12 protein-coding genes are annotated in these 14,995 nt (G+C 37.1%); all 12 read left to right on the top strand.

The genetic code is table 11. From position 1 onward, the window contains the following. Positions 1-18 precede the first annotated feature (18 nt). Positions 19-1,374: a 30S ribosomal protein S12 methylthiotransferase RimO gene (rimO, locus tag HHT355_RS05505; protein WP_103202433.1), complete on the top strand. Its 1,356-nt coding sequence runs from the start codon at positions 19-21 to the stop codon at positions 1,372-1,374. Beyond that, positions 1,358-1,903: a CDP-diacylglycerol--glycerol-3-phosphate 3-phosphatidyltransferase gene (pgsA, locus tag HHT355_RS05510; protein ID WP_103202434.1), complete on the top strand. Its 546-nt coding sequence runs from the start codon at positions 1,358-1,360 to the stop codon at positions 1,901-1,903. Before rimO ends, pgsA begins: the two co-directional genes overlap by 17 nt. 20 nt (positions 1,904-1,923) lie before the next feature. Further along, the gene (locus tag HHT355_RS05515) at positions 1,924-3,207 is read left to right on the top strand and encodes a competence/damage-inducible protein A (protein ID WP_103202435.1); all 1,284 of its coding nucleotides are present in this window, start codon (positions 1,924-1,926) and stop codon (positions 3,205-3,207) included. Positions 3,208-3,298: 91 nt separating this feature from the next. Beyond that, a complete protein-coding gene (locus tag HHT355_RS05520) occupies positions 3,299-3,973 on the top strand; it encodes a hypothetical protein (RefSeq protein ID WP_103202436.1) in 675 nt (224 codons plus the stop codon). 98 nt (positions 3,974-4,071) lie between these two features. After that, positions 4,072-5,304: a BaiN/RdsA family NAD(P)/FAD-dependent oxidoreductase gene (locus tag HHT355_RS05525; RefSeq protein ID WP_103202437.1), complete on the top strand. Its 1,233-nt coding sequence runs from the start codon at positions 4,072-4,074 to the stop codon at positions 5,302-5,304. 109 nt (positions 5,305-5,413) lie between these two features. Continuing rightward, positions 5,414-6,088: a (d)CMP kinase gene (gene cmk, locus HHT355_RS05530; RefSeq protein ID WP_103202438.1), complete on the top strand. Its 675-nt coding sequence runs from the start codon at positions 5,414-5,416 to the stop codon at positions 6,086-6,088. Between the two features lie 13 nt (positions 6,089-6,101). After that, the gene (locus HHT355_RS05535) at positions 6,102-8,069 is read left to right on the top strand and encodes a bifunctional 4-hydroxy-3-methylbut-2-enyl diphosphate reductase/30S ribosomal protein S1 (RefSeq protein WP_199179164.1); all 1,968 of its coding nucleotides are present in this window, start codon (positions 6,102-6,104) and stop codon (positions 8,067-8,069) included. A gap of 63 nt (positions 8,070-8,132) precedes the next feature. After that, the gene (locus HHT355_RS05540; protein WP_103202439.1) at positions 8,133-8,912 is read left to right on the top strand and encodes a CheR family methyltransferase; all 780 of its coding nucleotides are present in this window, start codon (positions 8,133-8,135) and stop codon (positions 8,910-8,912) included. Positions 8,913-9,331: 419 nt separating this feature from the next. Then, entirely contained in the window at positions 9,332-10,342 is a 1,011-nt protein-coding gene (gene plsX / locus HHT355_RS05545) for a phosphate acyltransferase PlsX (protein WP_199179165.1), read from the top strand. 27 nt (positions 10,343-10,369) lie between these two features. Continuing rightward, positions 10,370-10,600, top strand: coding sequence for an acyl carrier protein (acpP, locus tag HHT355_RS05550; protein WP_103202736.1), 231 nt, complete (start codon positions 10,370-10,372; stop codon positions 10,598-10,600). Between the two features lie 88 nt (positions 10,601-10,688). Continuing rightward, positions 10,689-11,399, top strand: a complete 711-nt coding sequence (rnc, locus tag HHT355_RS05555) for a ribonuclease III (RefSeq protein WP_103202441.1) — start codon at positions 10,689-10,691, stop codon at positions 11,397-11,399. Positions 11,400-11,426: 27 nt separating this feature from the next. Beyond that, a complete protein-coding gene (gene smc, locus HHT355_RS05560; RefSeq protein WP_103202442.1) occupies positions 11,427-14,984 on the top strand; it encodes a chromosome segregation protein SMC in 3,558 nt (1,185 codons plus the stop codon). Positions 14,985-14,995 lie beyond the last annotated feature (11 nt).

Here is a 14,995-nt window from a genome sequence, read left to right on the forward strand (position 1 = left end):
ATAGAAGATGGAGATATTATGGACATATTTTTTGTATCTTTAGGTTGTGACAAAAATCTGGTTGACAGCGAAAATATGATAGGTATCCTTAAAAGCCACGGATATACTATTACTGACAGTGAAGAACAGGCAGATATTATAATCGTAAATACCTGCTGCTTTATTAACGATGCCAAGGAAGAAAGTATTCAGACCATACTGGAAATGGCACAGTATAAAAAATACGGTAAGTTAAAAGCATTAATAGTTACAGGATGTCTGGCTCAAAGATATAAAGACGAGATTCTTAAAGAAATCCCGGAGGTCGATGCACTTCTGGGAACTACCGCATTTACCGAAATCCTAACCGTTGTGGATGAGGTTATGAAAGGCAAAAAAACTACATACTTTTCCGACTTAAAAGAATTGCCCAAAAGTGAATCAAAAAGAATCTTATCTGCCGGCAGTTACTATTCGTATTTAAAAATAGCCGAAGGCTGCAATAAGCATTGTACTTATTGCATTATACCAAAGGTAAGGGGAAATTACAGAAGCAGACCCATGGAAGAGCTTATTGAAGAAGCTTCCTATCTGGCATCAATGGGAGTTAAAGAACTGATACTTGTTGCTCAGGAAACCACCCTGTATGGTGTTGATCTATACGGCAAAAAATCTTTACCTGAGCTTTTAAAAAACCTTTGCAAAATTGAGGGTATTGAATGGATAAGACTATTATATTGTTATCCCGAAGAAATTACAAAAGAGCTGATCGATACCATAAAAAGTGAGCCTAAAATCTGCAAATATCTGGACATTCCTATCCAGCACTGTTCAGACAGAATTTTAAAACTCATGGGAAGAAGAACATCCAAAGCTGATATCATAAATATAGTAAACCGCTTAAGGGAAGAAATCCCGGGTATAGTTCTTCGTACCACACTTATTACAGGATTTCCTACCGAAACAGACGAAGAACACGAAGAATTGATGGATTTTATCAATAATCTTAAATTCGACCGTCTGGGGGTATTTACTTATTCCAGGGAAGAAGATACACCGGCCGCTTTATTAAAACCCCAAATTAAAGCTTCCGTTAAGAAAAAAAGACAGAAGGAATTGATGAAACTTCAGCAATCTGTTGTATTTGAGGCAAGTTCAAAACATATAGGTAAAACTTTTGATGTAATAATCGAAGGAAGAATAGTTGACAAAGACAATGTATATGTTGGAAGGACCTATATGGACGCCCCGCAGGTGGATGGTTACATCTTTGTAAACGCCGACAGAGAGCTGTTTTCCGGTGAAATCGTTAAAGCCAAGGTTACCGGGGCAAATAATTATGATTTGATTGGAGAAATTGTGAAAGGAAGTGCTGGTAATGAATTTGCCGAATAAATTAACGATTATCCGGGTAATGATGATTCCTTTATATCTTATATTTATGCTTATTCCACAGATTCCCTACGGAAGAATAGTTGCCGGAATCATCTTTACCGTGGCGGCAGTTACGGATGCCCTGGACGGGTATATTGCAAGAAAGAATAATCTGATAACCAATTTCGGAAAATTCATGGATCCTTTGGCCGATAAAATTTTGGTCTGTTCCGCACTAATATGCTTTGTCGACCTTGGCTTAATGCCCGGTTGGATTGCGATCATTATTATAGCCAGAGAATTTATTGTAAGCGGCTTTCGGCTTATAGCTTCCGATAACGGTATTGTACTTGCTGCCGGATGGTGGGGTAAGATTAAAACCATAGTTCAGATAATTATGAGTGTTATGTTAACCGTTGATTTGGATTTTGAATTTATAAATATACTTGAAGTAATTTTTGTATATCTGGCTTTGGCTTTGACCATTATATCCATGATGGATTATTTAATAAAAAACCGCAGCCTTTTATTTACCAACACCAATAAATAATGACGAAAGAAGGCAGTTATATGACTGTAGAATTAATAAGTGTAGGGACGGAACTTTTACTTGGAAACATTGTTAATACCAATGCCAATTATTTGTCCGTTCAATGTGCCAAGCTGGGTTTTTCCATGTATCATCAAATTACCGTAGGGGATAATGAAGGCAGGCTTGCCGAGGCCATAAAGACAGCCATGAACAGGGCCGACATAATCATTCTTACCGGCGGCCTTGGCCCGACTTCAGACGATATAACAAAAGAAACTCTGGCTAAAGTATTGGGCAGAGAACTGATTATGGACGAACATTCAAAAAAAAGGATTCTCTCATACTTTGAAAGAATATACCCCGATGTAAACAGGAATTTGCCCGAAGGTTTGGCAAAAATAACGGAAAATAACTGGAAGCAGGCTTTGAAAATAAAAGATTCCATAGTTATAGACAATGAAAACGGAACCGCACCCGGTTATATAGTGGAAGATAAAAGCAAAATCTTTATACTGCTTCCGGGGCCTCCTTCTGAAATGATACCGATGTTTGAAAACGGTATGATTCCTTATCTTAGAAAATACCAGGATAAAGTATTTGTAAGCAAGATGGTTAAAATATGCGGTATCGGCGAAAGCAAAGCCGAAACCATGATTATGGATCTCATTAATGCCCAGAATAATCCTACGATCGCTCCTTATGCAAAGACCGGTGAAGTTCATTTCAGAGTAACCGCCGGTGCCGATAATTATAAAGACGCAGAGGCTTTGATTGAACCGGTTATTAATGAGTTAAAGTCTCGATTCGGTATAAATATCTATACAACCAGTGAGGATGTCACCCTGGAACAGGCAGTAATTGAACTGCTTCGCCGCCATAAACTTACCCTTTCTACAGCCGAATCGTGTACGGGAGGTTTGCTGTCCGGAAGGATAGTGAATGTTTCCGGTGCATCGGATGTATTTATGGAAGGGTTTATTACTTATTCCAATAATGCCAAGATAAAGTATCTGAATGTAGATGCCGATATATTAGACAAGTACGGTGCCGTAAGTGAAGAAACAGCAAGACAGATGGCAAAAGGGTGTGCCAAAGTTTCCGGCTGTGACGTAAGTGTAGCGGTAACTGGAATAGCCGGTCCTACAGGAGGAAGCATCGAAAAACCTGTAGGCCTTGTATACATCGCCTGTCATATAAAAGGCAAAACCGTTGTAAGCAAACGTAATTTCAGAGGAAACCGGGAAAAAATCAGGGAGCAAAGTGTTGTTGCGGCATTGGATTTGGTCCGCCGGTGTGTACTGGAAACTTATGAAATATCATAATTTCGTTGAAAGAATACCATATTATTGACACAGTTCTACGTTATTCTGGTATCAATAAATAATTTATTTTGTTTCCGGAAAGGAGGTTATCATGAAATACCGCAATAAAATCTTGGCATTGGTACTTATTATATCCGTCATTTTCTTATTTTCCGGATGTAATAGCATTAATTTCAAAACTTTCAAAGATAACGGCGAATCCGGGAATAACATAGAGAATAATGCAGATAATGATGATATAAACGATGATAAAACTGACGATACCGATAATATGGAAAACAGTCCGGCACAAAAAACCGATGTTTTAAGCGAAAACAGTGGCTCAGATAACAATGCTTCCACAGATATTGATAATCCAAGCCCAGCAATCGTTCAGCCGACTCAAAATGTTGAACTGCTTATTTATATAGTAGACAGTTCCGCTCAGTTGGAAACGGTTCCTGCCTTAGTTCCTGCCGATAAAGATATTACACCTCAATTAATTGTTGATACGGTAGTAGATTCCATGGCAGATCGATCGATTTTAATAGGGGTAGAAAACGTAACAACTCAAAATGATACGGTTATAGTAAGTTTTTATTCCGATCAGCCGCCTCTGAAAGATGTAGGAGCAAGCTTTGAGACCGCTATTCTTGATGCAATAGCTCAAAGCCTTGTAGAAAATCTTAAAGATTATAATAAGGTTATTTACCGTGTGGAAGGCGGCCCTTATATAAGCGGCCATCTTGAATTCGGAATAGATGAAGTATATGTAGAAGTTAAATAATTCATATGAATAAAATCAGGTAATTGCGATACTGTAAAAGTATTCGACAATTACCTTAATTTATGCTATTCTATAATAATTAAAAACAGGTGAAATCTATGGGAAAAGTATTTGTAATAGGAGGCGGAGCCTCAGGAATGATAGCGGCCATAGCCGCCGCAAGAAAGGGACATAAGATTGTTATATTTGAGAAAAATGAAAAGCTTGGAAAAAAGCTGTATATAACAGGCAAAGGAAGATGCAATCTTACCAATGCCTGCGATAAAGATGCTTTTTTTGAGAATGTTACTTCAAACCCTAAATTTTTATATAAAGCATTTCATCATTTTGATAATTATGATGTCATAGATTTTTTCGAAAGCCTGGGGTTAAAAACTAAAATCGAAAGAGGAAACAGGGTATTTCCGGTGTCTGACAAATCCTCGGATGTTATAGCCGTATTAAAAAAAGAAATGGAACGCCTTGGTGTTGATATTCGTTATAATAGTGAAGTAAGCGATATAATAATCGAAAACGGATGCTTTTACGGATTAAAATTAAAAAATTCCGATGAAATCCATCCTGCCGATGCGGTTATCGTAGCTACGGGAGGTTTATCATATCCCCTTACAGGCTCTACCGGAGACGGTTACCGGTTTGCCAAAAAAGCCGGACACACTGTTACCGATTTATATCCGTCGCTGGTTCCCTTATACGTATCGGACTCTTTTGTTAAAGACCTTATGGGATTATCTCTGAAAAATATAGCCATAACGGTTTTGGCCGGCCAAAAGGAGGTCTACAAAGATTTCGGTGAACTTTTATTTACCCATTTCGGTGTCAGCGGTCCGGTTATTTTAAGTGCCAGCCGTTTTTTAATCCCATATATAAATTCCGGTGAAAAAATAATATTAAAGATAGACCTTAAACCGGCACTTACTTTAGAGCAATTAGACCAGCGCTTGCTGAGGGATTTCGAAGAATTTAAAAACAGGCAGTTTAAGAATTCGCTTAACCGCCTATTGCCAAATAAACTGATAGATGTTATTATTCGTCTAAGTCATATAGATCCTAACAAACAGGTTAATTCGGTTACAAGAAAAGAACGCCTTTATCTGGCGGAACTTCTTAAGAATTTAACCCTGAACATTGAAAGATTGGGATCATTCAGTCAGGCTGTAATTACAAAAGGCGGAATTAATATTAAAGAAGTAAATCCCTCTACAATGGAATCTAAACTTATTAAAAATTTATACTTTGCAGGAGAAGTACTTGATTTGGATGCTTTAACAGGAGGCTTCAATCTTCAGATAGCCTGGTCAACCGGTTATCTGGCAGGCATAAGCATATAATATTTGCAGTTTTAAGTAAAAAAGTAAAAAAAAGTATTTTTATTTATCAAAATTATAGTATAATAATTATATAAATGTCAAAATCTGTATATTTATGTTTGGAGGTATTATGAAGCATTTCAGTATAGCAATCGACGGACCTGCAGGGGCAGGAAAAAGTACAATAGCCAAAAAAATAGCCAAAGAACTTAATTTTATCTATGTTGACACAGGCGCAATGTACAGAGCAATGGCTTTGTATTTTATAAGAAATAATATAGATGCTTCTGACAAAGAAAAGATAAAGAATAACATTAATTTGGTTGATATATCAATAGAATATATAGACGGAGAGCAGCAAATATTTTTAAACGGCGAAAATGTAAGCCGTCTTATAAGAACCGAAGAAGTTGGCAAAATGGCCAGTGCCGTGTCCGTTTACCCTGACGTACGATTAAAACTGGTTGAACTCCAACGAAGTCTAGCAAGCAAAGCGAACGTTGTAATGGACGGCAGGGACATAGGAACTTACGTGCTTCCGAACGCCGATTTAAAAATATACCTTACTGCCAGCACAAAAGAAAGGGCAAGAAGGAGATTCCTTGAATTGCAGGAAAAAGGCATCATGGCAGATATCGATGTTATAGAAAAGGATATAATTGATCGTGACTATCGTGACATGAACAGGGATTTTGCCCCCCTAAAACAGGCTGAGGATGCCATAGTAGTCGATTCATCCGATATGACCATTGATGAAGTTAAAGACACCATAATACAATATTTTAAAAAAATAATTAATAATTGAGATAGGAGCTGTAATGTTGAATATTAAAGTAGCTAAAACCGCCGGTTTCTGCTTTGGAGTTCAAAGGGCAGTCGACTTGGTTTACAATAATATCGGCAGCAAAGAACCTATATATACTTTAGGTCCGATTACTCATAACGAGCAAGTCGTGGAAGATCTTGCAAAAAAAGGCGTAAAAGTTGTAGAAAATCCTGAAGAATTAAAAGATTTGCCAAAGGGAACAATAATTATACGCGCTCATGGTATTCCAAAAAAACTATATGATGAACTTTCTTCCTACGGTCATAACATTATAGATGCCACTTGTCCCTTTGTTAAAAAAATACACAAAATTGTCGAAAAAGAAAAAAAGCGTCATATAATTATAGTCGGAAATCCGGATCACCCTGAGATAAAGGGTATTATGGGATGGTGCAATGACGAAAACTATACCGTAATTCAGGATATTGAAGAAGCAAAAAATCTTAACCTTCCAACCGATTTGCAGCTTTGTATAGTCGCACAGACGACATATAATTACATCAGATTTCAAGAATTAGTTGAAATTATATCAAAAAAAGGTTATGATATATTTGTTTTTAATACAATTTGCAGTGCCACACAGCAAAGGCAACAGGAAGCGTATGAACTTGCCAAAGTTTCGGATGCCATGATTGTGATAGGCGGAAAAGACAGTTCCAATACCAGGAAACTGTATGAAATTTGTAAAAGTGAATGTAAAAATACTTACTATATACAAAAACCGGCCGATTTGGATTTAAGCCAGTTTAAATCTTATCGGAATGTAGGTATTACAGCAGGGGCTTCAACCCCACATTATATTATCAAGGAGGTTCTTACCGTTATGTCAGAAAAAAGTTTTGAACAATTATTAGAAGAAGAAAATTTGGTGGAAATTAACGCCGGTGAAATTGTAGAAGGGATAGTCTTGGACGTTAAAGATAACGAGATTATCTTAAATATAGGCTACAAAACTGAAGGCATTATAACTAAAGAAGAATTTACAAATTCGCCTAATATAGACTTAAAAGCCGTTGTTAAACCAGGCGACAAGATGGAGGCAAAGGTTATTAAAGTAAATGACGGCGAAGGCCAGGTTATTTTAACTTATAAGCGCCTTGCTGCTGAAAAAGGATACAAGAAGCTTGAAGAAGCATACAAAAACAAGACTGTTCTTAAAGCCAAAGTTGCCGAAGTACTTAACGGCGGCGTAAGTGTTATTATAGATGAAGCCAGGGTGTTTATACCGGCCAGCTTAATTTCCGATACTTATGAGAAAGATTTGTCCAAATATGCCGGACAGGAGATTGAATTTGTAATTACCGAATTCAATCCGAAAAAACGCAGGATAATCGGTGACCGCAGACAGCTTATAGTTGCTAAAAAAGAAGAAATGAAGAAGGAATTATATGAAAAAATCAAAGTCGGAATGACCGTAGAAGGTGTTGTAAAGAATATTACCGATTTCGGTGCATTCATCGATCTTGGCGGTGCAGACGGCCTTCTTCACATTTCCGAGATGTCCTGGAGCCGTGTTGACGATCCTAAGAAGTTATTTAAAGTAGGAGATAAGGTCAAGGCCTTCATTAAGGACATTCAAGGTGACAAGATAGCCTTAAGCTTAAAATTCGAAGATCAAAATCCTTGGTTGAAAGCTGAAGAAAAATATGCAGCCGGTAATGTTGTAACCGGAAAAGTAGCACGTATGACCGACTTTGGTGCATTTGTAGAATTAGAGCCAGGCATTGACGCTTTGCTGCATGTATCTCAGATATCAAAAGAGCATGTTGAAAAGCCTTCGGACGTTCTTAAGATCGGTCAGGAAATAAAAGCCAAAGTTGTTGATTTCAATAAAGAAGACAAAAAAATAAGCATAAGTATCAAAGCTTTGGAGTCCGAGAATAAATCTGCCGAAGAAGCAAAAGATATTCAGTCCGAAAATGCAGCCGAGAATAATTCCGAAGAAATTGCCAATCAGTAATTCCTTAAAAGAATTAAAATTCAATATTGAATTATAAATGACAAATGATAAGGAGATACCGGTGTGCTTGGTAGCTATGAAGCATTTAAGGAAGCTATTTATCAATTGACAAAGATTGATTTAAATTCATATAAGGAAAGGCAAATGAAGCGTCGTATTGACGCTTTAATCCTAAAACACGGGATCACCTCCTATAAAAATTATGTTGAAGTATTAAAAACCGAAAAAGCCTATTATGATGAATTCATAAACTATATAACAATCAATGTTTCCGAATTCTACCGTAACCCGGATCAATGGGCTGTTTTGGAGCATGAAGTGCTACCTCATCTCTTTAAAAGTTTCGGTAAACAGCTTAAAATTTGGAGTGCCGCATGTTCAACGGGAGATGAGCCCTACTCATTGGTAATGCTACTTGCAAAGTTTCTTCCTTTAGACAAGATAAAAATATTGGCTACTGATATTGACCGTTTGGTAATTGAAAAAGCCAAAATAGGCTTATATCACTATAAAAGCTTAAGGGAACTTCCAAAAGAATATATTATTAAATACTTTAAGCAGGTAAGCGAACACACTTATAAAATATCCGATGATATTAAAGCTTGTGTTGAATTCAGACAACATGATTTGCTGCAGGACCCGTATCCCAACAACTGTGATCTGATAGTATGCCGTAATGTGCTTATTTATTTTACAGATGAAGCCAAAACACGCATCTATCAAAATTTTAACAACGCTTTAAAAAATGACGGTATACTCTTTGTCGGAAGTACTGAGCAAATGCTGCAGGCCAATAAATACGGATTTTATACATTTAAATCTTTCTTTTATATAAAAAAATAACTGAATAATTTAGTTGCATTCTTATTATTCTTATTATTTGATTTAAGATTTATAGTGAATGTATCTCTTTAAAAAACCTGCTGTGATTTATTACGCCAAAATCACGGCAGGTATATTTTATTATCCGTTTTTACTGATGAATTTTTTGGTATCAGCCACCATTTAAAGGGTTGATTTTTCATATGATATCGTATATATTGATTTATATATTAGCCGACATACATATTTTATAAATTTTCGTCGGCCGATATTAATAATAAGCACCATAAATAATGCAATATTACAGATATATTTCGATATCATTAATTTGCTATGTTATGCATATCGAATATAATGCAAGGGATAAATATTAAAGTACATTATTTGTAATGTATAGCTATTAAATAACCTGCATTATTTTGGTGCGGATAGGAGTGAATATGAGCAAATCGATAACGGTTGCGGTTGACGCAATGGGAGGCGATTACGCTCCTAAAGAAATAGTTAAGGGAGCCGTCCTTGCCATACAAGACAAAGAGGACATTAACGTTATCCTGGTCGGAAAAGAAGAGGTAATTCAAAGCGAACTTGGCGGATATGATTATGATAAAGAAAGAATTAGGATTGTAAATGCCGAAGAAGTTATCTCGAACAATGAGGCTCCTGTTATGGCAATCCGCCGCAAGAAGAATTCCTCAATAGTAGTGGCTTTAAACCTGGTAAAGAACGGGGAAGCAGATGCCTTTGTTTCCGCCGGAAGTACAGGTGCTGTTTTAGCCGGCGGCCAACTCATTGTGGGAAGGATAGAAGGAGTTGAACGTCCGCCTCTTGCCCCTCTTATTCCTACCATTTCAGGCGTTTCTTTACTGATTGACTGCGGCGCCAATGTTGATGCCAGACCAAGCCATCTGGTTCAATTTGCCAAGATGGGCTCTATTTACATGGAGAATGTGATAGGGATAAAAAACCCTAGGGTAGCAATTGTAAACATTGGTGCAGAAGAAGAAAAAGGCAATCAATTGGTAAAAGAAACATTTCCTTTGCTTAAAGAAATTCCTGATATCAACTTTATAGGTAGCATAGAGGCAAGAGATATCCCGTACGGCCATGCTGACGTTATTGTCTGCGAAGCCTTTGTGGGCAATGTTATACTTAAACTTTATGAAGGGCTTGGCAGTGCTCTTATAGAAAAAATAAAAGAAGGGCTTATGAGCACTACCAGGAGTAAAATAGGCGCTTTATTGAGTAAGCCGGCCCTAAAGAAAACTTTAAAGGCTTTTGATCAGTCCAGATATGGCGGTGCTCCCATGCTGGGTCTTAAAGGTCTGGTAGTCAAGACCCACGGAAACTCAAAAAGCAATGAAATCAGAAATTCTATTTTACAGTGTGTAACTTTTACTGAGCAAAAAATTAAGGAAAAAATTGAAGTCAATTTAAAAAAACAAGAATAAATATCTAAAAAAGAAGGGTGAATGCATATGGAATTTGAAAAACTGCAAAAAATAATTAGTGAAGTAATGAATGTCGATCCCGACGAGATAACAGAGGACACAACTTTCGTAGACGATTTAGGTGCAGATTCCCTTGATATATTCCAAATAATAATGGGTATCGAAGAAGAATTTGATATCGAAATTTCAAATGAAGATGCTGAAAATATTGTAACGGTCGGTGATGCCGTAGAGCAAATAAAAAAAGCATTAAGCTAAAACAGAATTAGAGCTTTATAAAAGCCCTGAAATAAGGTTCGCCTTATTTAGTGGGCTTTTATCTGTAAGTTGAAGGAGGAACGAAAATATGAGCAGACGAAACAGACAAGAAGCCTCCGTTTCTTTGCTGGAAGACAGAATCGGATATAAATTTAAAAACCCGTCTTTACTGCTTCAGGCCATAACTCACAGTTCTTACGCCAATGAGATGAAAATGCGCAAAGAAAGCAACAATGAACGGCTTGAATTTCTCGGAGATGCCGTCCTTGAACTGGTGACCAGCGAATACGTATTTGAAAGATATAATGATCTTTCAGAAGGAGATCTAACCAAACTAAGGGCCGGTATGGTCTGTGAACAGGCCCTGTCTTCATGTGCCAAAGAATTAAATATTGGAGAATATCTGCTTCTAGGTAAAGGTGAAGATATCTCCGGGGGGCGTATGCGGGATTCCATCCTTTCCGATGCCTTGGAAGCAATCATAGGCGCAATATACCTGGACGGTGGTTTTACTAGTGCAAAAGAGTTTGTACAAAAAAATATCCTTAACCAGATTGAAGACAAGGAACTCTTTTTCGATAGTAAGACTATCTTACAGGAAATGGTTCAAAACGAAAACCATAAACAGAAAATCCGATATAAACTCATATCCGAGGAAGGCCCCGACCACAATAAATCCTTTACCATAGCTTTATATGTAGGCAACAAGCAATATGGCTGCGGGGTAGGAAGAACAAAGAAAGCGGCCGAACAGGAGGCTGCTTTGCAGGCCATAAAAAAATTACAGGAAAATAAGTGACAAAATATACGGATGGGAGTTACTTGAATGTATTTAAAAAGAATAGAAGTACACGGTTTTAAATCCTTTGCCAATAAATTGCAATTGGAATTTGACAGCGGTATTACGGCAATTGTAGGTCCAAACGGCAGCGGAAAAAGCAATATCGCAGATGCAGTCCGCTGGGTACTTGGCGAGCAAAGTGCTAAGCAGCTTAGAGGTTCCAAGATGGAAGATGTTATTTTTTCCGGAACCGAAATGAGAAAACCCTTGGGTTATGCCTATGTTGCCCTAACCATAGACAATTCTGACCATAAACTTCCTATAGATTATGAAGAAGTTACTGTTGCAAGAAGAGTTTACCGTTCCGGTGAAAGCGAATATCTCATTAACGGCACATCCTGCCGTCTTAAAGATGTCCAGGAATTATTCATGGATACCGGTATCGGTAAAGAAGGCTATTCCATGATCGGACAAGGCCAGATAGATAAAATATTAAGCGGCAAGCCCGAAGACAGAAGAGAATTGTTTGACGAGGCTGCCGGTATAGTAAAATTCAAACGCAGAAAATACGAGGCCGAAAAAAACCTGGAAGAGGAAAGAGCCAATCTTGCAAGAGTATCCGATATTATTTCCGAAATAGAAAGACAGCTTATCCCCTTGGAAAAACAGTCCGAAACCGCAAAAGTTTATCTGAAATATAAAGAGGAACTAAAAAACCTTGAGGTTTCCCTGTTTTTAAAAGAATACGATAAATTGCGCTCATCAAAAGAAGATCTGGAAAATAAGCTGACAATCATTTCGGATGATTTGGATCAAACCAGAAGCGAATATGAAAAAATAAAGGATGAATATATACGTTTAGAATCTCAGCTTGAAGAACTGGATGCCGGGATAGATGCCGATAAGTCTTCTTATAACGAAAATCTCATAAAGAAGGAAAAAGCAGAGGGAGAAATTAAAGTATTAAACGAGCAGATTAATTCCCTTTTGCAAAACGACGAATATTATCAGGAAAGAATCCATTCAACAGAACAGGAAATTTCCGCAAAAAAGACCGAAGAACAGGAATATCTTGAAGAAAAAGAAAAACTGGATATTAACATCGGTCAGATAGACGATTTACTAAGTTCTACATTGGTAGAACTTGAGCAAGTAAGAGATAATATTAAAAATTATACCAAGGAAATTGAAGATTGCAGCAATGCCGCCTTTGAATATCTTAATCAAAATTCCGTTATCAAAAGCAACATACAGCGTTATGAAACTATGCTTGAGCAGAATGCCATCCGCAGGGCTCAGCTTAATCAAAAGATTATTAAAAGCAAAAGCGAAGAAGGTTTATATGATGAAGAAATAGGCAGATTAAAAGCAGATTTAAACAACATAACGGAAGAAATCGAAAAACTTACTGCCGAAAGTCAAAGTTTAGAAAATGAAATTAAGAATTCCCAAAATATAATTGATAATATAACGCTTAAGCAAAACGAGCTTCAGAGGCAATATCACATAGAAAAATCCAGGCTGGAATCTTTAATTAATCTAACCGAAAGATATGAAGGCTATGGCAACAGCATAAGAAAAATCATGGAACAGAAGAAAAGCATACCAGGTATTATAGGTGTTGTTGCCGATATCATTAAAACAAACAAAGAATTTGAGACCGCTATAGAAACTGCTTTGGGCCAAAGCATTCAAAATATTATTACCGAGGATGAAGGCACGGCAAAAGAATTAATCGCTTTCCTTAAAGCTAACAAGTACGGAAGAGCGACATTTTTGCCTCTTACCAATATTAAATCCTCAAAAAGCCTACATAATCACAGCGTACTAAACGAAAAAGGCGTTATCGGCATTGCTTCAAGCCTTGTTGAAGCGGATAAAAAATTCCATGAATTAATTGAATATCTCCTTGGAAGAATCATAGTTATTGATAATATTGACAATGCCGCTTTGATAGCCAGAAAATACGATTACACCCTTAGGATTGTAACATTAGAAGGGGAACTGCTATCTCCAGGCGGTTCAATTTCAGGCGGTGCCTACAAAAATACCAGCAATCTGCTCGGAAGACGGCGGGAAATTGAAGATCTGGAAGAATTAATTAAGAAACTGGATAAGCAGGTTGAAAACCTTGCTACTGAAAAAGAAAACGAAACCGCAAGAAAGACTGAATTTACGGTTCGTCTTGAAGAAATCAAAAAGCAACTTCAGGACAAATTTTTAATGCAAAATACCATAAAATTAAATCTTGAACAGGTTATTTCCAAAAAGTCCGAGGCAGAAGCCGTATACCTGGATTTTATAAAAGAATTAAATGAAATAGATCAGCAGGATACAGACCTAAAAAGCAATCTTGACGTATTAAATAATTCTCTTTCGGAAAACCTAAAGAATAATGCCGATAAGGAACAAAGGATTGAAGAATTAAATAGTCTTCTTTCAAAGGAAAGAGAGACTGAAAGTGAAGTTAACGAAAAGGCTTCAAAATACAGGATGGAACTATCTGCCCTGGAGCAGAAAAACCATTTTATCTTGGAGAATATAAAGCGCGTTAAAAGGGAAATTGAAAAATTATATGAGGAAGAAGAAGCAATAAAGCTTGACATGCAAAAATCTTTCCATATAATTCAAGAGAAAAGGGAAATTATAAAAAAGACCGAAGAATTAATAAAGGAAACAGATACCGTTCTTCTGAGTCTGGATGAAAAAATCAAATCAAGGATAGCAGAGAAAGAAAATATTTCAAAAATTCATAAATCGTTCTTTGAAAAGAGAGATGAACTTTCTTTAAGAATTCATAACCTTGAGAAGGAACTTATCAGGCTTGGTAACCAGAAGGAAAAGCTTGCCGAGCAGCTTGACCAGCAGATTAATTATATTTGGAATGAATACGGTCTTACCTATTCTACAGCATTAGAATATAATGCGGGAAGGGAAATAAGCCTTGCAAGCGCAAAAAAATCCATCCAGGAAATCAAGGATAAAATAAAAGCCCTTGGGGATGTAAACGTTAATGCTATCGAGGATTTCAAGAATCTTTCAGAAAGGCATAAGTTCCTTATAACCCAGAGGGAAGACCTGATTAAAGCCGAACAAGCCCTGCTGCAAATAATCAGTGATTTGGAAACGGAAATGAAAGTGCAGTTTGAAAAGCAATTTGCCGCCATAAACCGGCAGTTTGATGCGGTATTCAAGGAACTGTTCGGCGGAGGCAAGGCCGATCTGGAACTTACAGATGATGATGTTTTGGAAGCAGGAATAAGGATTAATGCCCAGCCTCCAGGAAAGAAACTTCAAAATATTATGCAATTGTCCGGTGGAGAAAAGGCTTTAACGGCTATAAGTTTGCTCTTTGCTATCCAAAACCTTAAGCCGTCGCCGTTTTGCCTACTTGACGAGATTGAAGCGGCTTTGGATGATTCAAACGTAAAACGCTTTGCAAAATACCTTTGCAAACTGTCAAAGGATACTCAGTTTATTGTTATCACTCACAGAAGAAATACCATGGCTGTGGCAGATATCTTATATGGAATCACCATGCAGGAAAAGGGTGTTTCCACTCTGGTATCCGTAAGCCTTATAGAAAATGAACTTGAAAAATAAGATTACATCTA

Source organism: Herbinix hemicellulosilytica (assembly GCF_002904165.1).
Taxonomy (GTDB): domain Bacteria; phylum Bacillota; class Clostridia; order Lachnospirales; family Lachnospiraceae; genus Mobilitalea; species Mobilitalea hemicellulosilytica.

Coding starts and splice junctions, on each gene's coding strand:
- HHT355_RS05535 (WP_199179164.1), top strand. CDS start 6,102: ATGTTGAATATTAAAGTAGCTAAAACCGCCGGTTTCTGCTTTGGAGTT.
- plsX (WP_199179165.1), top strand. CDS start 9,332: ATGAGCAAATCGATAACGGTTGCGGTTGACGCAATGGGAGGCGATTAC.
- HHT355_RS05515 (WP_103202435.1), top strand. CDS start 1,924: ATGACTGTAGAATTAATAAGTGTAGGGACGGAACTTTTACTTGGAAAC.
- rnc (WP_103202441.1), top strand. CDS start 10,689: ATGAGCAGACGAAACAGACAAGAAGCCTCCGTTTCTTTGCTGGAAGAC.
- rimO (WP_103202433.1), top strand. CDS start 19: ATGGACATATTTTTTGTATCTTTAGGTTGTGACAAAAATCTGGTTGAC.
- smc (WP_103202442.1), top strand. CDS start 11,427: ATGTATTTAAAAAGAATAGAAGTACACGGTTTTAAATCCTTTGCCAAT.
- cmk (WP_103202438.1), top strand. CDS start 5,414: ATGAAGCATTTCAGTATAGCAATCGACGGACCTGCAGGGGCAGGAAAA.
- acpP (WP_103202736.1), top strand. CDS start 10,370: ATGGAATTTGAAAAACTGCAAAAAATAATTAGTGAAGTAATGAATGTC.
- pgsA (WP_103202434.1), top strand. CDS start 1,358: ATGAATTTGCCGAATAAATTAACGATTATCCGGGTAATGATGATTCCT.
- HHT355_RS05525 (WP_103202437.1), top strand. CDS start 4,072: ATGGGAAAAGTATTTGTAATAGGAGGCGGAGCCTCAGGAATGATAGCG.
- HHT355_RS05520 (WP_103202436.1), top strand. CDS start 3,299: ATGAAATACCGCAATAAAATCTTGGCATTGGTACTTATTATATCCGTC.